Raw genomic sequence first — 1,671 nt, forward strand, 5'->3', positions numbered from 1 at the left:
CGCGCTCGTCCCCCACCAGCCCACCGGCAACCTCAGCGACCCCGCCACCCCCCGGCCCCCCCCCCCCCCCCCCGTCGGGGGCCCCGCCGCCGGCCCCGCCACCGGCAACACCAGCGCCGCGTCCGTGCCGCTGGCCCTGGACCGGCTCGTCGCCGACGGGCGGGTCCGGGCGGGCGACTGGGCCGTGCTGATCGGCTTCGGCGCCGGCCTGGCCTACGCGGGCCAGGCCGTCCGCATCCCCGGCTGACCCCGCCCCCAGGAGGGACCGCAGCGATGACCATGACCGGGATCGGCGCGCACGCCCCGCGCGGCGCGCCACCGCCGGGACCACGCCTGCCGTGGCCGGTGCAGACCGCCCTCTACACCCGCCGCGACCGCTGGGCCCGCCGCCTGCGCGCCAAGTACGGCGACGTCGTCGCGCTCGACATCTGGCCGTGGCGCGCCGTGGTCTTCCTCTACGACCCCGCCCACGTCCAGGCGATGACCGGCTCCCCGCCGTCCCGCTTCCACGGCGGCGAGGGCAACCTGCCGCTCAAGCCCGTCATGGGCGAGCACTCGCTGCTCAGCGTCGACGGCGACGAGCACCGGCGGGCGCGGGCCCTGCTGTCGCCGCTGTTCACCAAGCCCGCCGTGCGCGGCTACCGGGACGCCGTCCGCGAGCTCGCCGAGCACGAGATCGCCACCTGGCCCGTCGGCTCACCGTTCCCCAGCTACCCGAGGGTGCGGCGACTCGCCCTGCGGGTGATCTCGCGCGTGGTGCTCGGCGCGGACGACGACCCGCGCCTGACCCGGCTGCGCGAGCTGTTCGACGTGCTCCCCGCCGTGGACATCCCCGTCCTGCTCGGGCTGCCCAGCCCGGTCCTGCGCCGCTGGGGGCGGTGGCGCCGGGCCGCGCTGACCCTGGCCCGCCTCGCCGCGCTCGTCCACGCCATCACCGCCGACCGCCGCGCCGACCCCCGGCTTGCCGAGCGGACCGACCTGCTCTCCCGGCTGCTCGTCGCGGCCGGGCCGGGGGCGCTGAGCCCGCAGGAGCTGCGCGACCACGTCGTCACCCTCGTCATCGCGGGCTACGAGACCACCGCCAGCACCCTGGCCTGGGCGCTGCACGAGCTGGCCCGCCACCCCGCCGCGGCCCGCGCCGCCGCGCTGGCCGCCGCGTCCGGCGACACCGACCCCCTGGAGGCGGTGGTCAAGGAGACGCTGCGGCGGCACCCCCCGATCTCCGAGCTGCCGTGGACGCTCACCGAGGACGTCGAGCTGGCCGGGTACCGGCTGCCCGGGGGCGCCACGCTCATGCCGGTCATCGGCGTGGTGCACAACGACCCCGCGCACCACCGCGACCCGAGCGCGTTCCGGCCCGAGCGGTTCCTGGAGCAGGGGGCGGTGCCCGCGCACACCTGGATGCCGTTCGGCAACGGCGTCCGGCGCTGCGTGGGGGCGAACCTGGCGGTGCTGGAGGCGGTGGAGGTGCTCCGGGTCCTGCTCGCCCGCCACGCGCTGACCGCCGACCGGCGCCGCCCCGAGCGCCCAGCCTCCCGGCTGGTCACCAGCGCCCCCGCGCGCGGCGCCCGGATCGTCCTCACCCCGACCGGCGGGGGCGCGCGGTGAGGCTGCGGGCGGTCGCCGCCGAACTGCCCTCGCGCGAGGTCGGCAACGCCGACGTCGTCGCGC

2 protein-coding genes are annotated in these 1,671 nt (G+C 78.5%); both read left to right on the forward strand.

Features of this window, described 5'->3' with window-relative positions:
• Positions 1-247: 3-oxoacyl-[acyl-carrier-protein] synthase III C-terminal domain-containing protein (locus ACTUAL_RS16620; RefSeq protein WP_440900911.1), on the forward strand; the 247-nt coding region annotated here is incomplete at its 5' end.
• Between the two features lie 26 nt (positions 248-273).
• Positions 274-1,608: a cytochrome P450 gene (locus tag ACTUAL_RS16625; protein ID WP_440900912.1), complete on the forward strand. Its 1,335-nt coding sequence runs from the start codon at positions 274-276 to the stop codon at positions 1,606-1,608.
• Positions 1,609-1,671 lie beyond the last annotated feature (63 nt).

The sequence above is a fragment of the Actinosynnema sp. genome, assembly GCF_052038725.1.

Coding starts and splice junctions, on each gene's coding strand:
- ACTUAL_RS16625 (WP_440900912.1), top strand. CDS start 274: ATGACCATGACCGGGATCGGCGCGCACGCCCCGCGCGGCGCGCCACCG.